We start from the raw sequence: 23,039 nt of genomic DNA on the forward strand, positions 1-23,039 counted from the left end.
TGCAGAAAGCGTGGCCCGTGTCACGCTGCGGCGCTCAGCGCTTTGCTTTGTCGCCCTGCTTCTCCGCCTCGGCAAGCGCGCGTTCCGCGATTGGCCGCATCACCGCATAGCCTGCGGCATTGGGGTGGACGCCGTCCGGCCCATATTGCGCCGGCAGCTCGCCCTCCGGTCCAGCCAGCGCGGCGTGATAGTCAGCGAAGACCAGTCCCTCGCCTGCGGCATAGTCCTTCAGCCATGCGTTGAGCCGGGCGATCCACGGCACGGGTTTGAGCGTCGGGGCCCAATCAAAGCGGTTTGAAGGCGGGATGGCGCCCAGCACCACGGCGATGCCGTTGGCCTTGGCCAAGGCCACCATCGCGCGCACCGCGTTCTGGTAGGCTTCGGGGGTGGTCGGCCCGGTATTGCCGGCGATGTCGTTGGTGCCGACCATGATGTGGACCATACGCGGGTGCAGCGCGACCACGTCCTGCCAGAAGCGAACCAGCAGCTGCGGGCTGGTCTGGCCCGAAATGCCGCGACCCAGGTTGCCGTGGGCGAAGAAGTCGCCATCGGCTCCGACCCAGTTCTCGGTGATCGAATCGCCGATGAACACCACTTGTGGCGGGTCGGCCGGATCGATCGCGGCATTGTCAGCGCGGTAGCGGCACAGCCAGGCCCAGTCGCTTTGCAGCACCTTGGGATCGAGCGCCCAAAGCCCGTCGCGGCTGGCTGGGCAGCTCGCCTCGCTCATCCCGGGCGCGGGGTAGGGGTTCACCGGTTCAGCCGCCGCAGCCGGGACGGACCAGGCAGCCAGCAGCGCGGCGGCCGTCAGCCACCTAGCCAATGATCCCGACCGCCTTGCCGGCGCGGGTGAACATGCCGATGATGGTCTGGACCTGCTCGGCCGAATGTTCGGCGCAGAGCGAGCAGCGCAGCAGGGTCATGTTCGCCGGGGTCGCCGGCGGGCGGGCCAGGTTGACGTAGAGCCCTTCGTGCAGCAGCGCTTCCCACATCATCGCTCCACGTTCCAGATCGGGCATGATCACCGCGATGATCGCCGACTGCGGGGTTTCGGTACCCAGCTGGAACCCGGCATCGCGCAGCCCCTGGTGGAGGACCTTGGAGTTTTCCCACAGGTGCGCGCGCTTGTTGCCGGCGTGCATCAGCTTGCGGATGCTGGTCGCGGCGGTGTGGACCACCGAGGGCGGCAGGCTGGCGGTGAACACGTAAGGACGGCAGACCAGCCGCATGATCTCGAACTTGGGATGGTTCGAAACGCAGAAGCCGCCCACGGTGCCGACCGACTTGCTGAAGGTGCCGATAACGAAATCGACGTCTTCGAGGCAGCCCTGGTCCTCAGCCACGCCGCGCCCGTTGGGGCCGATGAAGCCCATCGAGTGCGCCTCGTCGACCAGGACCATCGCGCCGTTCTCCTTGGCAACGCGGATCATTTCCTTGAGCGGGGCGACGTCGCCCAGCATCGAATAGACACCTTCAAGGATCACCAGCTTGCCGGCGCCCGCAGGAATGCGCTTGAGGCGCTTTTCCATCGCCTCGATATCGTTGTGCTTGAACGGCACGACCTCGGCGTCGCCCATCTTGCAGCCGTCCCAGATGCTGGCGTGGCTGTCGATGTCGAGCACGATGTAATCGCCCTTGCCGGCGATGGTGCTGATGATCCCCAGGTTGGCCTGATAGCCGGTCGAAAAGACCATGGCGTGGTCCATCGCGTAGAATTCCTTCAGCGCCTCTTCGACCAGGCGGTGCCCGGCATAGGTGCCGTTCAGCACGCGGGAGCCGGTCGTGCCGCTGCCGAAATCGTCGAGCGCCTGCTTGCCCGCCTCGATCACGTCGGGATCGAAGGTCATGCCCATGTAGTTGTAGGTGCCCAGCAGGATTGTCTCGCGCCCGTTGCACACCGCGACGGTCGGGCTGACGACCCGCTCCATCACCAGGTTGAACGGATCGGTCACCCCGGTCGCCAGCAGCGCGCGGCGCGTTTCGATCAGCGGATCGAACTTGCTGAACAGGTCGGTGCCGTGGCCTTCCAGCACCTGCGGACGGTCGGCTTCGTCGATGCCTTCGCTCATGTCGGTAAAGTCCTTAAGCCTGCAGTTTGACCACGGCGTCGATCAGCTGGCCATAGGTCTCGATCTCGGCCTGCTGGTTCATGGTGATGATGATGTCGAACTCGTCCTCGATCGCGGCGACGAAATCCATCACCGTCAGGCTGTCGAATTCCAGATCGCCGGCAAAGGTCGATGCATCGGTGATCGCGACGCCCTTCTTGTTGAAGGGTTCGATCAGCGCGGCGATCTTTGCGGCGGTTTCGGCGCGGTCCATGAACATACTCCGGTAAGTGTTGCCGGCCCTTTGGCCGATGAATGGGGCGGAATATAGGCGAAACTTCGCCGTAAGGCGCGCGGACAATTACCAAGGCATTCGGAATGTCGGCTATCCGCCATTCAAGCCAAAATGCCGTCGTTCCGGACACGCCAAGATTGCCGCCTATCGACACCGGGGATGTACCCATGGATTGCTGCCATCCATTCAGATGAAGCGCCAACAGATGGTTTGTTGGAAATGCCGCACCGACGGACCGCCCACAACCAAAGGAGGCCGCTTCTTTTTGCAGGAATGCAACAGGAGCCTGAAAGTTATGCGAACGATCGGACAGGCAGACTAGAATTTGCAAGGTTTGCCATCCTGCTTTTTACATCCGATATATGACCGATGCACTCAGCCACGCCTTCCTCGAACCCGTCTCGACCTGTCGACTCGTTCGAGCCGATCGAGCGAGTCGCAAACCGGATGGTTGGGGTCGGGTTTTCGCCGCATCGGCATGATACTTACACAATTGCGCTGACTATGGCTGGGGTACAAGCGTTCAACTATCGCAAAGTGATGCGACACTCGCTGCCAGGACAGGTGCTGATCCTCCATCCTGACGAAATACACGATGGGTATTGCCGCGATGAAGCTGGCTTCAGCTATTGGGCAGCCTATGTTCCGCCGGCTCATGTGCAGACAGTGCTTGGAGGTGCGGAGCTGCCGTTCGTGTCCAATGGCGTCTCGACGAATCCCGCCTTGATCGCCGCGGCCATGAGGATGGTGATAGACTGCGCGGGCGTCGCAGAGCCCGGTGCCTATGAAGATGCTCTGTACGATCTGGCGCAGGCCATGAACGACGCGGCTGGCAAGGCGGCAAAGGTGAGGATAGCCAACCGAACAGCTGTGATGCGGGCACGTGAAATTCTCGACGCCACTTTCGTTTTCGGTGCGCGACTGGATCACCTGGAAAAAGTTGCCGACTGCGACCGCTGGCAGCTTTCACGCGATTTCAGGGCGTTGCTGGGCACCAGTCCCTATCGCTATCTGCAGCACCGCCGGGTCGATCTTGCCAAGCGGCTGTTGCGCGAAGGCGTGACGCTGGCTGAGGCCGCCCATGGCGCTGGCTTTGCAGATCAGAGCCATTTCGGCCGCACATTCCGCAAAGCCGTTGGTCTTACGCCAAAGGAGTGGCTGCGTTCGGACCTGTACCGCACGATCATTCTATAGCCGTCTTCGGCGGGCGGCTAGCCTTCGCGGCATGACACAGATCATCTTTTCCGACGAGACGCCCAAGGGCTGGATAGCGCCGAGTATTGCCGCCCCCTTCATCTGCATTTTCCTCTTTGCCATCAGCATGACGCCGGGCGATCTCGGACTTGAATATCTCGGTTTGACTGACGCGAAGGGTTCGCCGCGGGGGCCTTTGGGCTTTTGCCTTCTCCTGGCTTCGTTCACCGCCATGGGGCTTACGGCATTAGGCTGGGTGCGCTGGGTCGAAAAGAGAAGCCTCGCAAGTGTTGGACTGCGCGGCGAACGACGGCTCAAAAAGTTCCTTATGGGACTGGCTGTCGGCATCGCCATGATGGGCGCGATCGTAACGGCGATAGCCCTTTCCGGCGGATACCGTGTCGCTGATCTGACCCCAGCCTTTGCCAGCCCTGTTGCGCTCGGCTGGATCGCCTTGTTGCTCGCCGGCTTCACCGTGCAAGCGAGCATTGAGGAGTTCGTTTTTCGCGGCTGGTTGTTCTCAACCATCACGCGGCGTTGGAACACGACTGCCGCCTTCATATTGACGTCCGCCGCCTTCAGCTTTCTTCACTTTTCGCCCAGAACACCGCTGCTGATGCTGGTCACGACCTTCGTCTTCTCGATTTTCGCCTGCGCTTGGGCGCATCGTTCGAATTCCATCTGGGGGGTGATGGGCTGGCACACCGGCTGGAACTGGTTTGGCGGCACCGGCTTTGATGTGCCGATTACGGGTTTGGAGAGCGATCTACCAGCATTGGTGGTGAAATTGGTACCTGTCGGGCCGGCCTATCTCAACGGTGCCGGGGAAGGGCCGGAGGGGAGTGTGTTTGCAGTTGCCCTGCTGACTGTCGCCAGCCTGATCGTCCTGTTGTTTGCAAGGCCGCGCGAACGCGACGCAATCGATCCGCAAGGTTGAGGACGCCAACCCTGGCCGCCGCGCTCCACAAGATCCCGGGGACGGCAGCTTTCGCAAGTTCCCGTCTAACTTCAGACATTCCGGACTCCCGACATTCCTGGCCTTTGAACCGATTGAATCGCCTGTCAAAGCCGACCAGCCGGGCAGAACCAAGTCCGTCAGCGTAGTCTAAACCGCAGCCTTCTCCACCAGCCCCCGCACCGCAGCCATAAACGGCCCGATCGACACCGGCTTGGCGAGGTAGCCCTCGGCCCCGGCATCGCGGATCCGCTCCTCGTCGCCCTTGCCGGCATAGGCGGTGACGGCCAGCACCGGGATCGCGCGCAATGTGGCGTCGGCCTTGGCCGCTTCGATCAGGTCGAGGCCGCTGATATTGGGCAGCTGGATGTCCATGATGATCAGGTTGGGGACGAACTGGCGGGCGCGCTCCAGCGCTTCCAGCCCATCGGCACAGGGCTCCACCGCATAGCCCTGGCTTTTCAGGACATCGCAGAACAGCTTGCGGTTGAGGTCGTTGTCCTCGACAACAAGGATGCGCTTTGCCATGGGCAGAGCCCTAGCCCAAACTCCGAGTGCCTGACTAGTGTTGCGCGAACCGTCGTCCCCTGCTGCCGATCCCGCCGCCCTGGCATTGGGTGCGCTGGGCTGGGTGCTGGCCGACCAGGGCCGGGCCGAGCGGCTGCTGGCGCTGACCGGGCTCGATGCCGATGCCCTGCGCGCCGGGCTGGGCGATCCGGCGGTGCTGGGCGCGGTGCTGGAATTCCTTGGGCAGCACGAACCCGATCTGGTCGCCGCGGCCGACCATCTGGGCGTCGCACCGGCCGCGCTGATGGCCGCACGGGAAAGGCTTTAAGAACATGGTAAGGCCGCTGATCATCAGCGATTGCGACGAAGTGCTGCTGCACATGATCGTGCCGTTCGGCGAATGGCTGGAGGAAACCCAGCCGGTTTCGTTCAAGCTGGTCGGCAACGATTTCGGCAAGGCGATCCGCGACAAGGCCAGCGGCGAGCCGATCCCGCCCGATCAGATCTGGCACTATCTGGGCCTGTTCTTCGACAACGAGATGGGCCGCCAGACCCCGATCGCCGGGGCGGTCGGCGCGATCAACACGCTGAAAGACCACGCCGACGTCGTGGTCCTGACCAACCTGTCGGACAAGCACAACGCTGCGCGGCGCCAGCAGCTGCTCGATCACGGGATCGACGTGCGGGTCTTCACCAATCAGGGACCCAAGGGCCCGGCGCTGCAGGCGATTCTTGACGAATACCAGCCAAGCCACGCGGTGTTCATCGACGATCTGGCCCAGCATCACGGCTCTGCCGCCGATGTGGTTCCTCATATCGACCGACTTCACCTATGTGGTGAACCCACCCTGGCCCCGCACATCACCTGCGGTTTCGAGGCGGGCCACGCCCACGCCCGGATCGACACCTGGGAGCATGCCTTGCCCTGGCTGCTTTCGCGATTGTAGGATGACCCACATGAGCATCGACGCACGCCTGGCCGAACTCGGCATCGTTCTCCCCGCAGCTGCCGCGCCGGTCGCGGCCTATGTCCCGGTGGTGATCGCAGGTAACATGGCCTTCGTTTCGGGACAGATCTCCTTCGTCGACGGCCAGCTGGTCAAGGGCAAGCTCGGCGCTGACGTGTCGGTCGAACAGGGCATCCTGGCGGCGCAGGGCTGCGGCCTGATGATCCTGGCCCAGCTCAAGGCCGCGCTCGGCTCGCTCGACCGGGTCGAACGGGTGGTCAAGCTGGGCGCCTTCGTCAATTCGACCGACAGCTTCACCGACCAGCCCAAGGTTGCCAACGGCGCGTCGGAACTGATGGTCGCGGTGTTCGGCGAAGCGGGCAAGCACGCCCGCGCCGCGGTCAGTGCCAACAGCCTGCCTTTGGGGGTAGCCGTAGAGGTCGATGCCGTTGTCGCCATTCGCCCTGCTTGATCGCTGGCGCGCGCCGGCGCCCAGGCCGGACAAGGTCGCCTGGCTGGGCAGCGCCGACTATGCCCACCGCGGCTTGCATTCGGCAGGCGTGCCGGAAAACAGCCCGGCCGCCTTTGCCGCAGCGATTGCGCGGGGCATGGGGATTGAGTGCGATGTCCAGCGCTCGTTCGACGGGCAGGCGGTGATCTTTCACGATGCCACGCTTGAGCGGCTGACTGCCGAAAGCGGCGCGATTGCCGAGCGCAGCGCCGAACAGCTGGGCAAGATCGTGCTGTCGGGCGGGAGCGATACGATCCCGACGCTGCGCCAGCTGCTCGATCAGGTCGGCGGGCGCGTTCCCTTGCTGATCGAGATCAAGTCGGGCCGCAAGAGCCACGCCCGCACCAGCGCGATCTGCCTGGCGGTGCGCCGCGTGCTGGAAGGCTATGCCGGGCCGCACGCGATCATGAGCTTCGACCCGCGGATCGTGCGCTGGTTCGACAATCGCTCGCCCCTGACCGTGCGCGGGCTGGTGGTGACCGAGGAGAACGACACCGCGCTGCCCGGGATGATCCGCCGCCGCCTGGCGCTGTGGCACGCCCGGCCGGATTTCCTCGCCTATGACGTGCGCGACCTGCCCAGCCGCTTCGCCGCCGCCCAGCGCAAGCGCGGACTGCCGCTGCTGACCTGGACGGTGCGCAGCCCGGACCTGCGCGAGCGCGCCGCGCTTTACGCCGATGCGCCGATTGCGGAGGGCGCGGGGGTTCCGTGATCGAAGCGCAGGTCTGGCCTTCGGTCGGGGCATTGCCGGCGGGCGAGTGGGATGCACTGGCCGGCGGAAATCCTTTCGTCAGCCATGCTTTCCTCAGCGCGATGGAGGACTCAGGCAGTGTCGGCCCGGGCAGCGGCTGGGCTCCCGCGCCGATAACGATCAGCGATGCCGCCGGCCGGTTGATCGCGGCGCTGCCATCGTATCTGAAAGATCACAGCCAGGGCGAGTACGTCTTCGACCACGCCTGGGCCGATGCCTGGCACCGCGCCGGGGGCGCCTATTACCCCAAGCTGCAGATCGCCGCGCCGTTCACCCCGGCCACAGGTCCGCGTCTGCTGCTGGCCGATCCGGCGCTGGCCGGACCGCTTCTGCGTGCCGCCGAGCAGCTGTGCGGACAGAACGGATTGTCATCGGCCCACGCAACCTTCATCGAGCCAGCGCAGGTGCCCTTGTTCGAATCTGCTGGCTGGCTGTTGCGCAGCGACATCCAGTTCCACTGGTTCAATCGCGCTTATGCGGACTTTGAGGGCTTCCTGGCCGACCTGTCGTCGCGCAAGCGCAAGGACCTGCGCAAGGAACGCGCCGCGGCGCAGGACGGGGTGGAGATTCGTCACCTTACCGGGGCGGACATCCGGCCCGAGCACTGGGACGCGTTCTGGCAATTCTATCAGGACACCGGCGCGCGCAAATGGGGCCGGCCCTATCTGACCCGCGCCGCCTTCGATCTGCTGGGGGAGCGGATGGGGGAGCAGATCCTGCTGATCCTGGCTTTCGCCGGCGACCGGCCGATTGCCGGGGCGCTCAACCTGATCGGGTCTGACGCGCTATACGGGCGCTATTGGGGCGCGCTGGTCGACAAGCCGTTCCTGCATTTCGAGCTGTGTTATTACCAGGCGATCGATGCGGCGATCGCGCGCGGCCTGGCGCGAGTCGAAGCCGGGGCGCAGGGCGGACACAAGCTAGCCCGCGGCTATGAACCGGTCGCCACCTGGTCCGCGCATTATCTGGTTGATCCTGGCTTTCGCGAAGCCGTGGCCGGCTTCCTCGAGCGGGAACGGGCTGGGGTGGCGTCCGACCAGGTTTATCTGTCCGGGCGAACGCCGTTCAAGAAGCAAGGGTAGGGCTCAGGCGGCGCGACGGGCCGAGGCGGCGATCCATTCGCGGGCGCGGCGTTGAGCTTCGGCGATTTCGCGGGCGGTCATTTCATCGGAAATGTCGGCGCGGCACATCTGGGCTTCGCCGTGGCCGTTTACCGCAGCCAGGTTGAACCACTTGTGCGCTTCGATCAGGTCACAGTCGACGCCGTGGCTGCCGGTCGAATAGGCGACGCCAAGATCGTAGTAGGCGCTGGTATCGCCAGCCGCCGCTGCGGCCAGGCAGCTTGCCACCAGCATGTCTTCGGTCTGTGCCCCGACCAGTGCCGGTGCAGTTGCCGCTTCGCTATGGATCCAGACTGCATTCATTTCGTGTACCCCCTGCCGGCGGTCCCCCCGGAACGATCCCCGGCCACCGACAGGCCCAACTTTGACGATCATGGTCAACAAAAGGTTAACCCCTATCCGACTTTCTTGCCGGCCACCCCGCCGCGTCGTTGCAGGATAGTGTGACGGGGCGATGAATTGGCCGCTCAATTGTCCGGGGTGTCGTTCATAAAGCTCTAAGGCAGAACAATGTAATGGCCCCGCGCATTGGCGCTTGTGCGGGATTCTAGCCAGCACTATAGGCGCGCTCGAACGGGTGGGGTGGTCACCGGGAGTACCCGGGACTGCAGGACCTCAGGCCGTCCGGTTTTGAATTGGAGAGTGTATGGCGACGGTTCTCGGGGATGAGATTGACGTCCTTGCCAAGGCGAAGCGGGCGATTGCCGGCGATTATGTTCCAAGTGACAGCGAACCCTACATGTCCGAAGCGCAGCTCGACTACTACGGGCGCCTGCTTCAGGAATGGAAGAAGCTGATTCTGTCGGCGGCGCAGGATACCCTGCAGTCGCTGCAGGACGGCCCGATCCGCGAGCCCGATCTTAACGATCGCGCCTCCAGTGAAACCGACTGGGGGATCGAGCTGCGCACCCGCGATCGCCAGCGCAAGCTGATTTCCAAGATCGATTCGGCTTTGCGGCGGATCGAGGAAGGCGAATACGGCTATTGCGAGGTTACGGGAGAACCGATCGGCCTCGGCCGTCTTTCGGCTCGCCCGATTGCGACCATGACGGTCGAGGCGCAGGAGGCGCACGAACGGCGCGAAAAGATTTCACGCGACGATTGACCCCTGTGGCGGTATTAACCTGGTGTTGGGCAATTCGGTTTAGGACTGTCCAAACCAGTAGCCGTTAAAAGGGCACGGCAACGCGGGCGCACCAAAGGACACACAAGGAGCGATATTGTGGACATGGGCGATAGCCGACCACGCCAGATTGCGCGCGACAGCCTGTTCGTCATGGCCGAGCTGCGTATCGACGGCATGCCCGGCGAATTGCGCGTCCGCGTGCGCAACCTTTCTGCAGGCGGCCTGATGGCCGAAGGCGCGCCGAATGTGCAGCGCGGCCAGATGGTGTGGATCAACGTGCGCAATATCGGCTGGGTCGAAGGTTCGATCGCCTGGGTCCAGGACAGCCGCTGCGGCATCGCATTCCGCGAAGAGATCGATCCGCTGGTGGTTCGCGCACCAGTAACCGCGGGCGAATCGACCCCGCGCTTCGTCAAGCCGCCGCTCGGCACTTTTGACCAGGGTCAGCTGCGCAAGATCTGACCGGCACGGCCTGCCGGTGTCGCTGCGCTCTGTCCGGCTTTCGCAAATTGGGCTAGGGCAGCCGGCATGATGCCGCTTCGCATCCGCGCCCTGTTACTGGTCCCGCTTTTCGTCGTCATCGGCGGCTGCGGATCGGACAGTGATCGTCCGGTCGAAGTTGTCGTGCTGGGCGATCCTGGCAGTCCCTTTGCCGTCTCGCCGCGCCTGCCCGTGGCCGCCAGACTGGTGCGTTCGGCAACCGCTGACGGTTTGGTCGGGCTTGACGAGCAGGGCCGCGCCATTCCCGCATTGGCCGATCGCTGGATCGTTACCGATGACGGCCTTTCCTATATTTTCCGTCTCCGTGACGGAACCTGGCCGGACGGCAGCCCGATTACCGGGGACAGCGCCCGCGCCGCCCTGATTGATGCCATGACCAAGGCCCGCGCCGGACCGCTGGGGGGTGACCTTGCAGTGATCGACGAGGTGCGCGCCATGGCCGGGCGCGTGGTCGAGATCCGGCTGCGCCAGCAAATGCCGGACATGATGCAGCTGCTTGCCCAACCGGAACTGGGAATCGTCCACAACGGACGCGGCGCCGGGCCGATGCGGCTGACCCGCCACAAGGATGTGGCGATCCTGCGTGCTGTCGCACCCGAAGATCGCGGCCTGCCGGAAGAGCCCGGCTGGAAAGACCGGGTGCGCCGCCTTGAGCTTGAGGCGATGCCGGCAGACAAGGCGATCGACCGGTTCAACGCCGATCAGGCCGATGTCGTTCTGGGCGGCCGTTTCGCGGATTTTCCAAGACTCGACGCCAAGGGCGTGCCGCGCGGCGCAGTTCGTCTGGATCCGGTCGGCGGCCTGTTTGGCCTTGCCGTAGTGCACGACGACGGCTTCCTTTCCAAAGCGGAGAACCGCGAAGCCCTGGCCATGAGCATTGACCGCGATGCGCTGGCCACCGCGCTGAATGTCGGCGGCTGGACCGCGACCTCGCGGGTGGTCAATCCCGGGCTGGCAGGCGATCCTGGCTCGGTCGGGGAGCGTTGGCCCGGACGCAGCCTTGCAGAGCGCCGCCAGGTCGCTGCCGGCCGCGTCGCGCGATGGAAGGCCGCAGGCACCGGTCCTGCGCCGCTGCGCATCGCTTTGCCTGCTGGTCCCGGTGCGGACTTGCTCTTTGCGGGGCTGCAAGCCGATTTCGCGGCAATCGGCCTGGACACGCGCAGGGTGGGAGAAAATGCCGAGGCCGACTTGCGGCTGATCGATGTTGTCGCCCGCTATGGCCGGGCCTCGTGGTTCCTCAACCAGCTCAGCTGCGCATCGGGCCGGATGTTGTGCAGCCCCGAGGCCGACCGGCTGGTCGCGCAGGCGCTTGAAGAACCCGATCCGGTCAAACGGGCCGATCTCTATGCGGATGCCGAAGCCCGCCTGACTATTGCCAATAGCTACATTCCCTTCGGCGTACCGATCCGCTGGTCGCTTGTTTCGGGCAAGGCTACGGGCTTCACGGCCAATGCCTGGAATGCGCATCCCTTGATGGCGCTGGCGCTCCGCCCCAAATAGGCACCCGCGGCCGACTTGGCCGCATCCCGCGAAAGGGCGCTGCAATGAACGGTACCAATGGCCAGGACAATCTCCGGCGCATGACGGCCTCGCTGCCGACCGGCACCGATCCGCTTTCGGTCCGTCAGCGGATCGAAGGGCTGGAGCGCTTGCTGGAGGGCCTGTTCGAGGTTCCGCTGATCGGCCGCAGGGTTGGACTCGACGCAATTGTCGGACTGGTCCCTGGCATTGGCGATGCTGTGACAGCCGCCATGGGCCTGTACCTGGTCTGGGAAGCACGCAATCTTGGCATGTCGCGTTTGCAGGTCTGGCGCATGATCGGCAACGTCGGGATCGATGCGCTGGTCGGTGCGGTGCCCGTCGCGGGCGATCTGTTCGATTTCATGTACCGCTCCAACAGCAAGAACCTGAAGATCATCCGCCGTCACCTCGACAAGCATCACCCGCATACCCGGATCATCGAAGGCTAGGACCGGCGCGGAACGGGACACTAGGGGAAGAACCGGAGCAACATCGCCACCACCGTGCAATGGGTGCGACGCGACTCGCCGGATTCCCGCCATTTACGAGAAATTAACCTTTCATCTTCATTGGTCATATGGTTAATGGCGGGCAACGACCCTTACGAAAGGGTTGTCGACCGGGGGCAAAGGGGGATTACCCATGCGCGTGTTGTTGATCGAGGACGAGCCGACTACGGCCCGGGCTATCGAACTGATGCTGACGACCGAGGGGTTCAATGTCTATTCGACCGATCTGGGCGAAGAAGGCCTGGATCTAGGCAAGCTGTATGATTACGATATCATCCTGCTCGACCTCAATCTGCCCGATATGCACGGGTACGATGTCCTGAAGAAGCTCCGCGTCGCCAAGGTGCAGACGCCGGTGCTGATCCTGTCGGGCATTTCGGAAATGGATTCGAAGGTCCGCAGCTTCGGCTTCGGGGCTGACGATTACGTCACCAAGCCGTTTCACCGCGAAGAACTGGTTGCCCGCATTCATGCCGTGGTGCGCCGGTCCAAGGGCCATTCGCAATCGGTCATCCGCACCGGCAAGCTGGCGGTCAACCTCGATGCCAAGACCGTGGAGGTCGATGGCGCGCGGGTGCACCTGACCGGCAAGGAATATGCGATGCTGGAACTGCTCTCGCTGCGCAAGGGCACCACGCTGACCAAGGAAATGTTCCTCAACCACCTTTACGGCGGGATGGACGAACCCGAACTCAAGATTATCGACGTGTTCATCTGCAAGCTGCGCAAGAAGCTGGCCCATGCCTGCGGCGGCGAAAACTACATCGAAACCGTCTGGGGCCGCGGCTATGTTCTGCGCGATCCGGAGGACAAGGCCGAAGCCGCCTGAACCAGACCGACTATCAGTTTCACCCCAATCGGGACCCGCCGGTACACCGGCGGGTCCTTTTTTGTCGGATGCCGCAAGATATTGGCGGGAAACAGGGCAGGACAATCACGCCCTAACCGGGCGGCGTGGGAAGTCCGCCGCCCGGGCAGGTGGGGGCTGCTCAGGAAATTCGGTTGAAGTAGGTGGTTTCCAGTTTCGGAATGCCGCCCGACGCCCAGATGATGGTTTCGGTCATCGTCTTGCCGTCCTTTGCCACCGTGTAGACGCGGGTCGAAACCGGCGCGCCGTTCTTGGCAAGGGTCATCACCAGAGTATTGGGTGCGGGCTGACGGACCGAACCTGTGTCGATGAAGCCCATGTTGCCGCTGACCGGCACCAACACCCCATCCGGGGCAGCGGTTGATTCGGCGCGCTGGACGCTACCGTCGGGCGCGACGATCTCGACCTGGGTGTTCCATTTCCCGCCCACCTGGGTGAATGCAATCGTGACGCTGCGCGGGCGTTCCTCGGTAGGGATGCGCATCACATCAAGCGACCATTTGCCAACCAGGGGCGAATGCGCCTCGGCAGCGGCAACTGCTGCTTGGGACTGTGCGATCTGCGGGGCAGAGTCGGTCGCGGCAACAACCATGCCGATTGCGGCAAGAGGCAGGGCAAGAAACATAAACAGGGTTCCTTTCGATCTCAAACGCTTCGTGTCTGAAGGCGTCGCCGTTCTCTCGGGTGGAGAATGCGGCAGCGAAAGATCGAAATTCCTGTCCCAGATTTTCTGTTCAGACAGCATGCGGGCCAGTTCGCGGCTGCTGCCGACCCCGGTCTTGCGCCGTGCATCGCGCAGTCGTTCGTTGATCGACGCTTCGGAACGGTCCAGTTGCACGGCGATCGATTTGACGGTGTGGCCGGCCGCAAGCAGCCGAAGTACCTCCAGCTCCTTGGGCGTCAGCGCTGCGCGCGACGTCGATAGGCTTTCCATCATCGACATGGCGCCTGCTCACCACAGCGACACCGGGGCGTCCATCCCAATTTTATTGTGGAACGGCCGAGGCAGGACGACAGCCATCCGACCGCAACTTGACCCTGTGCAGGGTGCCTGCCAAGGCCCGCGGGCCATGACAGCGAACAAATCCGGCGATCCGACCACGATCAACCGTCTTTACGGGCGCGCCAAGGGCAAGCCGCTCAGGGCCGGTCAACAGGCCCTGGTCGATACTCTGTTGCCGCGCATCGCGATGCCGCAGGATGGACCGGTCACGGCCACAGCGCTGTTTGGCGACGACCGCCCGCTCCACTTCGAGATTGGCTTTGGCGGCGGCGAGCACATGGCGGCGCGGGCCGACATGCTGCCCGACCATGGCTTCATCGGGGCGGAGCCGTTCCTCAACGGCGTGGCCCAGGCGCTGACCCATGTTGACGGGGACAACGGCGCGCGCCCTCCACTGGGCAATGTCCGGATCCATCACGGCGATGCGCTGGACGTGCTGCGGCGCATTCCCGACGGCTCGCTGTCGTTCCTCTACCTTCTGCACCCGGACCCCTGGCCCAAGGCGCGCCACGCCAAACGGCGGATGATGAACGACGGGCCGGTCGACCTGTTCGCGGCAAAGCTCAAGCCGGGTGGAGAGTTCCGTTTCGGCACCGATCATGCGGTTTATGTGCGCCACGCCTTGATGGTCATGCGCCGCCATACCGATCAATTCGAATGGTTGTGTAAGGAACCCGCCGATTTTCAGAACCGCCCTGGCGGCTGGCCTGAAACGCGCTACGAAACCAAGGCCCGCACGGTCTATGCTCACGAGGTCTGGTACTTCCGGTATCGTCGGCGGTGACTTGCATCATGCCGACGCGATCGTCTGCGGCGGTCCTGCCAAGCGCCGTTCCGCCCATTGCTGGGCAGACATGATTTGCGTGAAGTGTGCCGCCTGATCGGGGTCGAACAATTCGATCAGGAAGGCAAACCAGGCTTCCGGTCCGGCTGGCTGATCGGCTGGGATCGAGGCGTGAACCATCTGCGCCATGGCTGTTGCCCCCTTGCTCAGCCGACAACGACGCGGCGGATGACCGCGACTGCGATCCCGAACAAGGCCAGGCAGGCCGGTACGGTGAGAAGCTGGGCGGCCACTGCGGTTGTCTCCATCGGACCGGTCCAGGTTTGCAGCGGCGCCAGGCCGCGGGCAAAAGCAGAGGATTTCCGTGGCGGGCTTACTGAAAGCATGATTCTGGCGCTGCCGAAATACATCGCGGTGTAGCCAATGCTGATGACAAGGGCGAACAGGGCCTCGCCGTCGCGGCCAGTGGCCGCGATGAGGCCGCTGAAGAAGATGCCGAAGCAAAGCAGCATCGTGCTCCAGATCCAGCGCGGCATTTGCAGATCTGCGGGATCGCCATGTCTCGGGTGCGTCGCTTCGGCAGAACATGCCACCGCAAGGGTCGTCGTATCGAAGCCGTCTGCCAGATCGGCGTGATCGCAGATGGGGGAAAGTTCAAGCATGGCCCAATCCTTTCATCGCATGAAGATCGCGACGGCCGTCGCGGTGAATGTGGATTCCGGTAAGCAGACTGTCGGCGATGTTTCTGGCGCGCCTCGCCACCAGTGCGGTTGCCGCGGGATCGCCCTCCAGCTCGCGCAGGGTTGCTTCGAACAGGGCCAGCCAGCGGCGAAAGTGGAACTGATCAATGCCGGGGATTGCCGCGTGCAGCGCCATGGGGCTGCCGCTGAAAGCGCCCTCGCCGCGCAGGATGACGCCCCAGAACGTCTTCATCCGCGCCAGATGCGGCGCCCAGTCGGTGATTCGCGCGGCGAACACCGGGCCAAGGACCGCGTCCGTCCGGACTTTGGCGTAAAACTGCTCGACCAGACTGTCGATGAACGCTGCATCGATACCCAAGGCATCGGCGTGAGCGCGCTTTTCGGTGCGAACGACATTGGCGTGCTGGTGCGTAGCGGTCATCTGTTCGACTCGATAAGTGGCATTTGAAGTGCTTCTTATCTCGGCTTGCGCAGATAAGCAATATGTGAAATACCACTTCAGATGCGATTGAACCTGCACACCGATTTCGCCCTGCGCATGTTGATGCATCTTGCGGTCCGCCAAGGACCGACTTCGGTCGATACCATAGCGACCGATTTCGGCCTCTCGCGCCACCACCTGATGAAAGTGGCGCAACAATTGACAGCCCTGGGCTATGTCGCGGCGCGGCGCGGCCGTGGCGGGGGCCTGATGCTGGCCCAGCCCGCGGCGAGCATAAATCTGGGTGACATTGTCCGAAAGCTTGAGCCGACCGGCCAATTCGTCGAATGCTTCGATGGGGCGCGCAACACCTGCGTCATTGCCGGTGCCTGCGGTTTGCAGGGTGCGCTGAACCTTGCTCTGGGGGACTTCATGGCGCGACTGGATCGCTACACCCTGGCGGACCTCGTGCCGGATCCAGCGCGTTTTCGCGCCATGATCAAACCTGCAAGTTCGGCCGTCGCACCATAACTTCGCTTCGGCGCACCACTGAAAATCTTTCTGGTTAGCGAACGCGTCTATCTCTATCGTTTTGATCGACAATTGACCCAGCGGAGTCGATGATGGATTTCGGCGCTTTCGATATTTCCGCCTTGCTGCCTTTCATCGGCGTGGGCTTTGCGGCTCAGCTGGTTGACGGCGCGCTGGGCATGGCCTTTGGTGTCATCTCGAACACCCTCTTGGTCGGAGTGATGGGCGTACCCCCTGCGCTGGCTTCGCAGCGGGTCCATATCGTCGAGTGTTTCACCACCGCGACGTCGGGGATCAGCCACCTGCTCCACGGCAATGTCGACAAGACGCTGTTCTTCCGACTGCTGGTGCCGGGCGTGATTGGCGGCGTGCTGGGTGCCTATGTGCTGACTTCGCTTGACGCCAGCGTGGTCAAGCCGTTCGTCCTGCTCTACCTCTCGCTGATCGGCATCTACATCCTGATCCGCGGGATCTTCTGGCCGCCGCAGATCAAGGAAGCCAAGTTCATCGCCCCGCTGGGCCTGTTCGGCGGGTTCCTCGATGCCGCCGGCGGGGGCGGCTGGGGGCCGGTGGTCACTTCGAACCTGCTTATCCAGGGGGCCGATCCGCGCAAGGTGGTCGGCACGGTCAACACCGTCGAATTCTTCCTGACCCTGACCGTTTCCGCGGCCTTCATCTGGAAGCTGGGTCTGGCCGATGTCGCCGGCGCCACGCTGGGCCTGTTGATCGGCGGGCTGCTCGCCGCGCCGCTGGGTGCCTGGGCGGCCAAGCATTTCAACCCCAAGGTCATGCTGATCCTGGTCGGGATCGTCCTGACCCTGACCAGCGCCTACGGCGTCTACCGCGCCTGGGGCTGATCTAACCGGCGGCGATCATGTCAGCGATGGCGAGTATTTGCTTCGCCTGATCGCGGTGCAGCAGTTCGACCATCTTGCCTTCAACCCGCAACGCGCCCTTGCCCGAGGCATCGGGCTGGGCAAAGGCCGCGACGACCGAGCGCGCCCACGCGATTTCGTCTGCGCTGGGCGTGAAGACCGCGTTGCACGCATCGATCTGTGCCGGGTGGATCAGGCTCTTGCCATCGAAGCCGAATTCCAGCCCCTGCGCGGCCTCCGCCTGGAACAGCGCTTCGTCATGGATCGCGTTGCAAACGCCGTCGATCACCACCAGCCCCTGCGCCCGCGCTGCCGCGACGGTCAGCGCCAGGATCGGCAGGAACGGCGCGCGCCCCGGCAGGATCCGCGCGCGCATCTCCTTGGCAAGATCGTTGGTGCCCATGGCAAAGCCGGATAGCCGCGTTTCGCGCGCGCAGGCGGCAACCTCGCTCAGCTGCGGTACCACCGCGCAGGTCTCGATCATCACCCACAGCTGGGTCTGCGCCGGCGCAGCGGCCAAGGCGGCGTCATAGCGGCGAACATCGTCGGCCGAGAGGATCTTGGGGACCAGCACGGCGTCGGGTCCGGCGGCAGCGGCAGCGGCGAGATCGTCCGCGCCCCATTCGGTATCCAGCGCATTGCAACGGATCACCACTTCGCGCCGCCCGAAACCGCCTTCGCGCACCGCCGCAACCGCCGCGCTGCGCGCCTCGGCCTTGGCATCGGGGGCAACCGCATCCTCAAGGTCAAGGATGATCACATCTGCATCAAGCTCGCGCGCCTTGGCCACGGCCTTGGCATTGCTGGCCGGCAGGTACAGCACCGAGCGGCGCGGGCGGGGTGGCGGTTGCATCGCCTTTAGCCCGCGACGCCGGCTGCGGCGAGCACGGCGAGGGTGAGGACATCGGGGGCGATGGCGGTCATCGGGGCGATCTGGACGGGCTTTTCCATACCGATCAGCATCGGCCCGATCGTGGCGTTGCCGGTCAGTTCGCGCAGCAGTTTGGCCGAGATGTTGGCCGATTGCAGGCCGGGGAAGACCAGCACGTTGGCCGGCTGCGACAGCCGGCTGAACGGATAGTTCTTCATCACCGTGGGGTTGAGCGCAGCATCGGGGGCGATGTCGCCTTCGTATTCGAACCCGGGATTTTCGGCATCGAGGATCGCCACCGCGTCGCGGATCGGCTCGAGCCAGCGCCCCGGCGGATTGCCGAAGGTCGAATAGGACAGGAACGCCACCCGCGGTTCATGCCCCAGGCGCCGCGCCACCGCGGCGGTCTCCTTGGCGATCCGGGCCAGATCCTCGGCGCCGGGGCGCTCGTTGACCGTCGTGTCGGCGAGGAACGTGGTATAGTTCTTGCCGATCATCAGGTGGATGCCAAAGGGCAGCTGGCCCTCCTTGGGATCGATCACCTGGCGCACTTCGCGCATGGTCTGGGCAAAGGTCCGGGTCATGCCCGTCACCATCGCATCGCCGATGCCCAGCTTGAGCAGCATCGAGGCGAAGACGTTGCGGTCCTGGTTGACCATGCGCCGCACGTCGCGTTCCAGAAAGCCGCGGCGCTGCAGACGCTCATAGAGCATCTCGACCATGGCCGGCACGTGCGCGCTGATCGCCGAGTTCTCGATGTGCCAGGTCTCGGGCTTTTCGACGCCCAGCTCGACCAGCTTGGCCTTGACCGCCTCGGTCCGCCCGACCAGCACCGGCTCGCCATAGCCATAATCGCGGTACTGGATCGCCGCGCGCAGCACGATCTCGTTCTCTGCCTCGGCAAAGATCATCCGCTTGGGATCGGCCTTGACCCGGTCATAGACCTGGGTGAGCACCGAGGTGGTCGGGTTGAGCCGGGCTTTCAGGCTGGTGCGGTAGGCGGCAAAATCCTCGATCGGTTTCTGCGCCACGCCAGTGTCCATCGCCGCCTTGGCCACGGCGGAGGAGACCACTTCCATCAGCCGCGGATCGAACGGGGCGGGGATGATGTAGTCAGGACCGAACTGATGGTTCTTGCCGTAAGCCGCGGCGACCTCGTCGGGCACGGTCTCGCGGGCCAGCTCGGCGATCGCCTTGGCCGCGGCGATCTTCATCTCCTCGTTGATCGCGGTCGCCCGCACGTCGAGCGCGCCGCGGAAGATGAAGGGAAAGCCCAGGACGTTGTTGACCTGATTGGGATAGTCGCTGCGCCCGGTGGCGACGATCGCATCGGGGCGCACCGCCTTGGCGTCGGGCGGGGTGATCTCGGGATCGGGGTTGGCCATGGCGAAGATGATCGGCTGGGGCGCCATCTTTTCCACCCATTCGGGCTTCAGCGCGCCCGCCGCCGACAGCCCGAGGAAGATGTCGGCACCAACCAGCGCTTCTTCCAGGCTGCGGTGGACAGTGTCGATCGCATGCGCGCTCTTCCATTGGTCCATGCCGCCTTCGCGGCCGCGATAGATCACGCCGGAACGGTCGCAAACGGTGACGTTTTCGTGGCGCACACCCATCGACTTGATCAATGCGGTGCAGGCCAGCGCCGAAGCCCCGGCGCCGTTGACCACCACCTTGACGTCCTCGAACGTGCGCCTGGTCAGGAAGCAGGCGTTGAGCAGACCGGCGGCGGCAATAATGGCGGTGCCGTGCTGGTCGTCGTGCATCACCGGGATCTTCATCCGGTCACGCAGCGCCTGTTCGATCACGAAGCATTCCGGGGCCTTGATGTCCTCCAGGTTGATTCCGCCAAAGCTCGGCTCCATCAGCGCGATCGCCTCGATCAAGGCGTCGGGATCCTCGCTGGCCAGTTCGATGTCGATCGAATCGACGTCGGCAAAACGCTTGAACAGCACCGCCTTGCCTTCCATCACCGGCTTCGATGCCAGCGCGCCGAGGTTGCCCATCCCCAGGATCGCGGTGCCATTGGAAATCACCGCGACCAGGTTCCCCTTGGCGGTATATTCGTACGCATTCGCCGGATCGTCGGCGATGGCCTGAACCGGCACCGCCACCCCAGGCGAATAGGCCAGCGACAAATCCCGCTGCGTCGCCATCGGCTTCGACGCGATGATCTCGATCTTACCCGGGCGGATCGTGCTGTGATAGAACAGCGCCTCGCGCTCGGTAAAACGGACGTTGCTTTCGTTGGTCTGGGTAATGTCTTCGGCCACGCGGAATCTCCAGTTCGCAATCGGCACTAACCCAGCGAAACGCGACGCGATAGGGGAAAGCTTGGGCTTGCCGGTTCGCGAATCGCCGCGCCCCGGCTAACCCGCAATCATGTCCGCGCCCGCAACCCCGATGATGACGCAATATCTTGCGCTCAAGGCCGAGGCGGCGGATTGCCTGCTGTTCTACCGCATGGGCGATTTCTTCGAACTGTTCTTCGATGATGCCCGCCAGGCCGCTCAGATCCTCGACATCGCGCTGACCAGCCGGGGCGAGCACATGGGCGTGCCGATCCCGATGTGCGGGGTGCCGGTCCATTCGGCCGAGGGCTATCTGGCGCGGCTGATCAAGGCGGGCTGCCGGGTGGCGATCGCCGAGCAGATCGAAAGCCCCGAAGAAGCGAAGAAGCGTGGCGGATCGAAGGCGCTGGTGGCGCGCGATATCGTCCGCTTCGTCACTGCCGGGACCCTGACAGAGGAAGCCCTGCTCGAACCGCGCCGGGCCAATGTATTGGTCGCGGTCTGCGCGGTGCGCGGCATGGTCGGAATCGCGGCCTGCGACATTTCGACCGGACGGATGGAACTGGAGGAATGCGCCGAAGACCGCGCCGGGGCGGCGCTGGCGCGGCTCGGGGCCAGCGAAGTGGTCGTGCCCGAAGGTTGGGAAGGCGCTCCGGCAGAGGCGATCGTTCGTCCGGCACGTGATTTTGCCAGCGAGGGCGGCGAAGCGGCGCTGAAGGCGGTCCACGGCGTGACCACGCTCGACGGTTTCGGCATGTTCTCGCGCGCGATGCTGGCCGCCGCGGGCGGGCTCATCGCCTATCTGCGCCACGTCGGGCGGGGCAATCTGCCCTTGCTGCTGCCGCCGGTGGCGCGCACCGGTGACGCACACCTGGCGATGGACGAGGCGACCCGCGCCAGCCTGGAGATTCTGGTGGCGAGCGGCGGCACCCGGCGCGGCAGCCTGGTCGAAGCGGTTGATCGCTGCGTCACCGGGGCCGGCGCGCGTCAGCTGGCCGATGACCTGTCCGCGCCGCTGACCGACCGCGGCGCGATCGAGGCGCGGCTGGCGCTGGTCGGCTGGCTGCACGACGATGCCCTGCTGCGCGGTGACTTGCGCACCGTGCTGCGCGCCTTGCCCGATGTCGGTCGGGCCTTGGGCCGGATCGTTGCCGGGCGCGGCAGCCCGCGCGATCTGGGCCAGCTGCGCGACGGGCTGGGCGAGGCGCGGCGGATTCACGATCATCTGCGTCAGAAGGTCGATCGACCGGCGCTGCTCGAAGCCCTGCTGCCGGAGTTGACCGGACACGGGGCTTTGACCGATCTCTATGCCCGTGCCTTGGTCCCCAGCCCGCCGACGACACGCGATCAGGGCGGCTATATCGCCGAAGGCTATGATGCAGCGCTGGACGAACTGCGGCGCATTTCGGGTGATGCCCGCCGCGCGATTGCCGCGCTTGAGGCGAAATACCGCGACCAGACCGGGATCGCCGCACTGAAGATCCGCCACAACGGCGTGCTTGGCTATTTCATCGAGGTCCCGGCGGGACGGGCCGATGCGCTGATGGTTCCCGACAGCGGCTTCACCCACCGTCAGACCATGGCCGGCGCGGTGCGTTTCAACGCACTGGCGCTGCACGAGGAAGCCAGCCGCATTGGCGAAGCAGGTGGACACGCTCTCGCCGCCGAGGAAGCTCATTTCGAGGACCTGGTCGCCCACGCGGTCGCCGCGCGGCACGCCATCGCCGCTACCGCACAGGCGCTCGCCCGGCTGGACGTTGCCGCCGGCCAGGCCGAGCGTGCGGCGGAAGGCGGGTGGTGCCGCCCCGTTGTGGTCGACGATGCCGTGCTCGATATTGCCGGCGGCCGCCATCCGGTGGTCGAAGCGGCGCTGGCGGCCAGCGGCAAGGGCGGGGGCGAACGCTTCGTCGCCAACGACTGCCGGCTGTCCCCGCAGGACCGCCTGTGGCTGGTCGGCGGGCCGAACATGGGCGGCAAGAGCACGTTCCTGCGTCAGAACGCGGTGATCGTGCTGCTCGCCCAGGCCGGTGGTTTTGTTCCGGCTGCTTCGGCCACCATAGGGCTGGTCGACCGCCTGTTCAGCCGGGTCGGTGCATCGGATAATCTGGCGCGCGGGCGCTCGACCTTCATGGTCGAGATGGTTGAGACCGCCGCGATCCTGGCCCAGGCCACGGAACGCAGCTTTGTCATCCTTGACGAAGTCGGGCGCGGCACCTCGACCTATGACGGGCTGGCACTGGCCTGGGCGGTGGTCGAGGCGGTCCATTCGGTCAACCGCTGCCGCTGCCTGTTCGCGACGCACTATCATGAGCTTGTCCGCTTGGCCGAGAGTTGTGATGCGCTGTCGCTCCACCATGTCCGCGCCCGCGAATGGAAAGGCGAACTGGTCCTGTTGCACGAGGTCGCGGAAGGGCCCGCCGATCGCTCGTACGGCCTTGCCGTGGCCAAGCTGGCAGGCGTTCCCGCGCCGGTCGTGGCGCGGGCCAGGTCGGTGCTTGAGCGGCTGGAAAGGAACCGCACCGAAAGCGGCGGCCTGGCTGCGGGTCTGGGCGACCTGCCGCTGTTCGCCGCCGCGGCCGAGATCAAGGAAGAGGCTTGCGACACGCTGCGCGACCGGCTGGCCGCGCTCGATCTCGATGCCCTGACCCCGCGCGACGCGCTCGATCTGCTCTATGACCTCAAGCGTGAGGCAGAGATCCTTCCTTAACGCG

The 23,039-nt window shown here is 64.6% G+C and carries 27 protein-coding genes; 16 read left to right on the forward strand and 11 right to left on the reverse strand.

The window, feature by feature from the left end; all coding sequences use genetic code 11:
• Window positions 1-34: 34 nt before the first annotated feature.
• The 3 genes from ACFFF7_RS11255 to ACFFF7_RS11265 are packed head-to-tail and all read right to left on the reverse strand — an operon-like array spanning window position 35 to window position 2,322.
• On the reverse strand, window positions 35-823 hold the full coding sequence (locus ACFFF7_RS11255; protein WP_379481446.1) for a GDSL-type esterase/lipase family protein: 789 nt from the start codon (window positions 821-823) through the stop codon (window positions 35-37).
• On the reverse strand, window positions 816-2,069 hold the full coding sequence (spt, locus tag ACFFF7_RS11260; RefSeq protein WP_379481447.1) for a serine palmitoyltransferase: 1,254 nt from the start codon (window positions 2,067-2,069) through the stop codon (window positions 816-818). Before spt ends, ACFFF7_RS11255 begins: the two co-directional genes overlap by 8 nt.
• A 13-nt stretch (window positions 2,070-2,082) precedes the next feature.
• The gene (locus ACFFF7_RS11265; RefSeq protein WP_379481448.1) at window positions 2,083-2,322 is read right to left on the reverse strand and encodes an acyl carrier protein; all 240 of its coding nucleotides are present in this window, start codon (window positions 2,320-2,322) and stop codon (window positions 2,083-2,085) included.
• Window positions 2,323-2,712: 390 nt separating this feature from the next.
• On the opposite strand from ACFFF7_RS11265, the gene ACFFF7_RS11270 reads away from it, so the two are divergent.
• Window positions 2,713-3,537 carry an AraC family transcriptional regulator gene (locus tag ACFFF7_RS11270; RefSeq protein WP_379481449.1) on the forward strand — a complete coding sequence of 275 codons (825 nt, stop codon included), beginning with the start codon at window positions 2,713-2,715 and terminating at the stop codon, window positions 3,535-3,537.
• A 31-nt stretch (window positions 3,538-3,568) separates the two neighbouring features.
• Complete coding sequence (locus ACFFF7_RS11275) at window positions 3,569-4,474, forward strand: CPBP family intramembrane glutamic endopeptidase (RefSeq protein ID WP_379481450.1); 906 nt, start codon at window positions 3,569-3,571, stop codon at window positions 4,472-4,474.
• A 168-nt stretch (window positions 4,475-4,642) separates the two neighbouring features.
• Here the strand turns inward: ACFFF7_RS11275 and ACFFF7_RS11280 are convergent, their stop codons facing one another.
• Complete coding sequence (locus ACFFF7_RS11280) at window positions 4,643-5,020, reverse strand: response regulator (RefSeq protein WP_379481451.1); 378 nt, start codon at window positions 5,018-5,020, stop codon at window positions 4,643-4,645.
• A gap of 37 nt (window positions 5,021-5,057) precedes the next feature.
• Here ACFFF7_RS11280 and ACFFF7_RS11285 point away from each other — a divergent pair, with 37 nt between their 5' ends.
• Genes ACFFF7_RS11285 through ACFFF7_RS11305 form a run of 5 tightly spaced genes read left to right on the forward strand, consistent with a single transcriptional unit; the run spans window position 5,058 to window position 8,290 of the window.
• Entirely contained in the window at window positions 5,058-5,327 is a 270-nt protein-coding gene (locus ACFFF7_RS11285; RefSeq protein WP_379481452.1) for a DUF3572 family protein, read from the forward strand.
• Window positions 5,328-5,331: 4 nt separating this feature from the next.
• Window positions 5,332-5,946 carry an HAD family hydrolase gene (locus ACFFF7_RS11290; RefSeq protein ID WP_379481453.1) on the forward strand — a complete coding sequence of 205 codons (615 nt, stop codon included), beginning with the start codon at window positions 5,332-5,334 and terminating at the stop codon, window positions 5,944-5,946.
• Between the two features lie 10 nt (window positions 5,947-5,956).
• The gene (locus tag ACFFF7_RS11295) at window positions 5,957-6,418 is read left to right on the forward strand and encodes a RidA family protein (RefSeq protein ID WP_379481454.1); all 462 of its coding nucleotides are present in this window, start codon (window positions 5,957-5,959) and stop codon (window positions 6,416-6,418) included.
• Window positions 6,390-7,169, forward strand: coding sequence for a glycerophosphodiester phosphodiesterase family protein (locus ACFFF7_RS11300; RefSeq protein ID WP_379481455.1), 780 nt, complete (start codon window positions 6,390-6,392; stop codon window positions 7,167-7,169). Before ACFFF7_RS11295 ends, ACFFF7_RS11300 begins: the two co-directional genes overlap by 29 nt.
• A complete protein-coding gene (locus ACFFF7_RS11305; protein ID WP_379481456.1) occupies window positions 7,166-8,290 on the forward strand; it encodes a GNAT family N-acetyltransferase in 1,125 nt (374 codons plus the stop codon). The genes ACFFF7_RS11300 and ACFFF7_RS11305 overlap by 4 nt, the downstream gene beginning before the upstream one ends.
• Window positions 8,291-8,293: 3 nt before the next feature.
• On the opposite strand, the gene ACFFF7_RS11310 is transcribed toward ACFFF7_RS11305, so the two are convergent.
• Complete coding sequence (locus ACFFF7_RS11310) at window positions 8,294-8,632, reverse strand: SEL1-like repeat protein (RefSeq protein WP_379481457.1); 339 nt, start codon at window positions 8,630-8,632, stop codon at window positions 8,294-8,296.
• A 343-nt stretch (window positions 8,633-8,975) separates the two neighbouring features.
• On the opposite strand from ACFFF7_RS11310, the gene dksA reads away from it, so the two are divergent.
• From dksA to ctrA, 5 genes are all read left to right on the forward strand, one after another.
• Entirely contained in the window at window positions 8,976-9,434 is a 459-nt protein-coding gene (dksA, locus tag ACFFF7_RS11315; protein WP_379481458.1) for an RNA polymerase-binding protein DksA, read from the forward strand.
• A gap of 123 nt (window positions 9,435-9,557) precedes the next feature.
• Window positions 9,558-9,917 (forward strand): PilZ domain-containing protein, encoded by a 360-nt coding sequence (locus ACFFF7_RS11320; protein WP_379481459.1) that lies wholly within the window; start codon window positions 9,558-9,560, stop codon window positions 9,915-9,917.
• Window positions 9,918-9,983: 66 nt separating this feature from the next.
• Complete coding sequence (locus ACFFF7_RS11325; RefSeq protein WP_379481460.1) at window positions 9,984-11,456, forward strand: ABC transporter substrate-binding protein; 1,473 nt, start codon at window positions 9,984-9,986, stop codon at window positions 11,454-11,456.
• 44 nt (window positions 11,457-11,500) lie between these two features.
• Window positions 11,501-11,926, forward strand: a complete 426-nt coding sequence (locus ACFFF7_RS11330; RefSeq protein ID WP_379481461.1) for a DUF4112 domain-containing protein — start codon at window positions 11,501-11,503, stop codon at window positions 11,924-11,926.
• A 193-nt stretch (window positions 11,927-12,119) separates the two neighbouring features.
• Window positions 12,120-12,815 carry a response regulator transcription factor CtrA gene (ctrA, locus tag ACFFF7_RS11335; protein ID WP_379481462.1) on the forward strand — a complete coding sequence of 232 codons (696 nt, stop codon included), beginning with the start codon at window positions 12,120-12,122 and terminating at the stop codon, window positions 12,813-12,815.
• Window positions 12,816-12,975: 160 nt separating this feature from the next.
• On the opposite strand, the gene ACFFF7_RS11340 is transcribed toward ctrA, so the two are convergent.
• On the reverse strand, window positions 12,976-13,797 hold the full coding sequence (locus ACFFF7_RS11340; RefSeq protein WP_379481463.1) for a helix-turn-helix domain-containing protein: 822 nt from the start codon (window positions 13,795-13,797) through the stop codon (window positions 12,976-12,978).
• A gap of 127 nt (window positions 13,798-13,924) precedes the next feature.
• Between ACFFF7_RS11340 and trmB the strand changes: the two genes are divergently transcribed.
• Window positions 13,925-14,641: a tRNA (guanine(46)-N(7))-methyltransferase TrmB gene (gene trmB, locus ACFFF7_RS11345; RefSeq protein ID WP_379481464.1), complete on the forward strand. Its 717-nt coding sequence runs from the start codon at window positions 13,925-13,927 to the stop codon at window positions 14,639-14,641.
• 6 nt (window positions 14,642-14,647) lie between these two features.
• Here trmB and ACFFF7_RS11350 read toward each other — a convergent pair whose 3' ends face one another.
• From ACFFF7_RS11350 to ACFFF7_RS11360, 3 genes are all read right to left on the reverse strand, one after another.
• Window positions 14,648-14,830: a hypothetical protein gene (locus ACFFF7_RS11350; RefSeq protein WP_379481465.1), complete on the reverse strand. Its 183-nt coding sequence runs from the start codon at window positions 14,828-14,830 to the stop codon at window positions 14,648-14,650.
• Window positions 14,831-14,847: 17 nt separating this feature from the next.
• A complete protein-coding gene (locus ACFFF7_RS11355; RefSeq protein WP_379481466.1) occupies window positions 14,848-15,177 on the reverse strand; it encodes a hypothetical protein in 330 nt (109 codons plus the stop codon).
• 118 nt (window positions 15,178-15,295) lie between these two features.
• Complete coding sequence (locus ACFFF7_RS11360; RefSeq protein ID WP_379481854.1) at window positions 15,296-15,892, reverse strand: group III truncated hemoglobin; 597 nt, start codon at window positions 15,890-15,892, stop codon at window positions 15,296-15,298.
• On the opposite strand from ACFFF7_RS11360, the gene ACFFF7_RS11365 reads away from it, so the two are divergent.
• Together ACFFF7_RS11365 and ACFFF7_RS11370 are read left to right on the forward strand one after the other, a co-directional pair.
• A complete protein-coding gene (locus ACFFF7_RS11365; RefSeq protein WP_379481467.1) occupies window positions 15,887-16,294 on the forward strand; it encodes an RrF2 family transcriptional regulator in 408 nt (135 codons plus the stop codon). The two genes, ACFFF7_RS11360 and ACFFF7_RS11365, sit on opposite strands and share 6 nt — an antisense overlap.
• Window positions 16,295-16,383: 89 nt before the next feature.
• Entirely contained in the window at window positions 16,384-17,151 is a 768-nt protein-coding gene (locus ACFFF7_RS11370; protein WP_379481468.1) for a sulfite exporter TauE/SafE family protein, read from the forward strand.
• Between the two features lies 1 nt (window position 17,152).
• Here the strand turns inward: ACFFF7_RS11370 and ACFFF7_RS11375 are convergent, their stop codons facing one another.
• Complete coding sequence (locus ACFFF7_RS11375; protein ID WP_379481469.1) at window positions 17,153-18,022, reverse strand: HpcH/HpaI aldolase/citrate lyase family protein; 870 nt, start codon at window positions 18,020-18,022, stop codon at window positions 17,153-17,155.
• 5 nt (window positions 18,023-18,027) lie between these two features.
• On the reverse strand, window positions 18,028-20,310 hold the full coding sequence (locus tag ACFFF7_RS11380) for an NADP-dependent malic enzyme (protein ID WP_379481470.1): 2,283 nt from the start codon (window positions 20,308-20,310) through the stop codon (window positions 18,028-18,030).
• Between the two features lie 109 nt (window positions 20,311-20,419).
• Between ACFFF7_RS11380 and mutS the strand changes: the two genes are divergently transcribed.
• Window positions 20,420-23,035 (forward strand): DNA mismatch repair protein MutS, encoded by a 2,616-nt coding sequence (mutS, locus tag ACFFF7_RS11385; RefSeq protein WP_379481471.1) that lies wholly within the window; start codon window positions 20,420-20,422, stop codon window positions 23,033-23,035.
• Window positions 23,036-23,039 lie beyond the last annotated feature (4 nt).

Source organism: Novosphingobium aquiterrae (genome assembly GCF_042434435.1).
Classification (GTDB): domain Bacteria; phylum Pseudomonadota; class Alphaproteobacteria; order Sphingomonadales; family Sphingomonadaceae; genus Novosphingobium; species Novosphingobium aquiterrae.